Source organism: Polynucleobacter sp. 39-46-10, assembly GCF_002282275.1.
On sequence record NZ_NCJB01000356.1, the window covers coordinates 1 to 2,227 of the forward strand.

The 2,227-nt window shown below is 46.7% G+C and carries 2 protein-coding genes; both read left to right on the top strand.

All coding sequences use genetic code 11. The annotated features are described in order from the left end of the window. Nucleotides 1-1,055: membrane protein insertase YidC (gene yidC / locus B7X71_RS15580; protein WP_293601385.1), on the top strand; the 1,055-nt coding region annotated here is incomplete at its 5' end. Nucleotides 1,056-1,097: 42 nt separating this feature from the next. Next, nucleotides 1,098-2,227 (top strand): tRNA uridine-5-carboxymethylaminomethyl(34) synthesis GTPase MnmE (gene mnmE, locus B7X71_RS15585; RefSeq protein ID WP_293601387.1); only part of this gene is annotated, 1,130 nt, incomplete at its 3' end.

Consider the following 2,227-nt stretch of genomic DNA (forward strand, 5'->3'; position numbering starts at 1 on the left):
ATACAGAGATCGTTCGCGATGCCTCGCAAGAGCAAAAGATTGGTCCCTTTGACGGCGCGTTCTCAGCAAGCACCTTCACTGGTCCCGCCACCTACACTGATAAAGAAAAATTCAACAAGCTGGAATTCACGGCGATTGATAAAAACAAAATTACTATTCCTACACAGGTTCCAGCTGGCGATCCCGCTTGGATAGCCATGGTTCAGCATTACTTTGCTAGCGCCTGGATTCCTAGCGATAAAGCAGCACGAGATATTTATGCCGGAAAGATTGATAACAACCTTTATCGAATCGGTATGCAAGTACCACTGGGCGTAGTTGCACCAGGCACAACAGTTGTGGAAAAAGCCAAACTATTTGTGGGGCCACAAGAAGAGCGCGTATTGGAAACAATTGCTCCGGGCTTTGAGTTGCTAAAAGATTACGGCTACTTAACCATTTTGGCTAAACCCATTTTCTGGCTCTTGGACAACATTCATTCTTATGTGGGCAACTGGGGGTGGTCAATTATTTTATTGACCATCTTAATTAAGTTGGTGTTTTTCCCGCTTTCAGCTGCAAGCTATAAGTCTATGGCCCGCATGAAAGAGGTGCAACCACGCTTACTCACCATGAGAGAGCAGTACAAGGGTGACCCACAAAAATTAAATCAAGCCATGATGGAGATGTACCGCAAGGAAAAAATTAATCCTCTTGGTGGGTGTTTGCCCGTGGTGATTCAGATTCCAGTATTTATTGCCTTGTACTGGGTTCTATTGTCTTCAGTAGAAATGCGCAACGCCCCATGGATTGGATGGATTCATGATTTATCAGTTCCAGACCCATACTACATTTTGCCAATCATTATGGCTGCTTCAATGTTTGTGCAAACCAAGCTGAACCCAACGCCACCAGATCCAATTCAGGCTAAGGTGATGATGTATATGCCGCTTGTATTCTCTGTAATGTTCTTCTTCTTCCCAGCAGGCTTGGTCTTATATTGGGTGGTGAACAACTTACTATCAATTGCTCAGCAGTGGCAAATCAATCAAATGTTTGGAAAAAAGCCGGCTTAAAGTCTTTGGCCGATAACAAATAAACAAAGGGTGCCTGCAATGATGACGAGAAAGCTGCCCATCATTGCGGTTGCCACTGCGCCGGGCAAGGCTGGGGTTGGCGTTATTCGTATTAGTGGCCCACAGCTTTTGCCAATAGCCGAAGCTCTTTTTCACAAGGCGCTTACGCCGCGCCAAACCAATCTCCTTACCCTTCGTGATGCGCGCGGCGAGACGATTGACCAGCTGATTGCAATTTACTTTGCTGCCCCCGCCTCCTTTACCGGTGAAGATGTGCTTGAGCTGCAATGCCATGGAGGACCCCAGCTTTTAGAGTTGGTCATGAAGCGGTGTCTCGAGCTTGGAAAAGATCAGGGTTTGGTTATTGCAGAGCCGGGCGAATTTTCCTTACGCGCGTATCTCAATAACAAAATCGATTTAGCTCAAGCAGAGGCTATCGCAGATTTAATTGATGCTCAAAGTGAGGCGGCAGTTCGTGGAGCAGCGCGTTCATTGCAAGGGGTCTTCTCAAACGACATTAATGCCTTGATCGAAGAAATTACCCAATTACGAATTTTGGTTGAGTCCACCCTGGACTTTCCTGAAGAAGAGATTGAGTTTCTGGAGAATGCCCAAGCTCGCCAGCGCCTCAGCGCGGTGATGGAAAAGTTGCATAAGCTGAGAGAGGGTGCAAAACAGGGCAAGATTTTGCGCGACGGTATTCAGCTGGTTTTGGCTGGCGCCCCTAACGTTGGAAAGAGCTCACTTCTTAATCGCTTGGCTGGCGAAGAGGTTGCAATTGTTACTCCTATCGCGGGAACCACAAGGGATCGCGTTAAGGAAAGCATCACCATAAGTGGTATTCCAATGCACATTATTGATACAGCCGGTCTTCGCGAGACCAGCGATCTAGTTGAGGCAAAGGGAATTGAACGGTCTTGGGAGGCAATACAAGCCGCAGACCTAGTTATTTTTCTGCAAGATTCAAATTCAATTAATGCGATCGATAGCGCGGCGGTTTTGGACTTAAAAGCTCAAATATTGAAGGCCCTCCCACCAAAGTGCCCCGTTTTAGAGGTCATTAATAAGTCTGACTTGCTCCCTAATGAAGCATCCCACCAAAGTGAAAGTCCATCTCTACTTATTTCGGCCAAGACTGGCGATGGGGTTGAGACTCTAAAACAAAAAATCCT